The sequence below is a fragment of the Klebsiella sp. HN106 genome (assembly GCF_051209435.1).
In the GTDB taxonomy this organism is placed as follows: Bacteria; Pseudomonadota; Gammaproteobacteria; order Enterobacterales; family Enterobacteriaceae; genus Klebsiella; species Klebsiella oxytoca.
In genome coordinates, this window is sequence record NZ_JBLURD010000186.1 from 1 (window position 1) to 319 (window position 319).

At 60.8% G+C, this 319-nt stretch carries 1 protein-coding gene; it reads right to left on the reverse strand.

All coding sequences use genetic code 11. The features are described from left to right. On the reverse strand, window positions 1-319 hold a 319-nt coding region (locus ACSIPU_RS30870), incomplete at both ends, for a LuxR C-terminal-related transcriptional regulator (RefSeq protein ID WP_435322515.1).

Below are 319 nucleotides of genomic sequence, written 5' to 3' on the forward strand. Positions count from 1 at the left end.
GCTTTACGTGTACTTTGACGGTGCTTTCGGTGATATCCAGGCGACGGGCGATCATTTTGTTCGGCAGTCCCTGGGCTATCAGCTTGAGAATGTCGCGCTCGCGCGGGGTCAGCTGGCTGATGTCCCGATCGGAGGTGGCGCGGTTGGCGCGCAGGCTGGCGGCCAGCACCGGCGTTAACGCTTCGCTTAATACCATCTCTCCGGCGGCCGCCTGCTGCAGCGCTTTCAGCAGATCTTCCGGTTCCATGTCCTTCAACATATAGCCATCGGCGCCGCGCTTCAGGGCGGTGACAACGTCCTCTTCATGGTTGGAGACGCT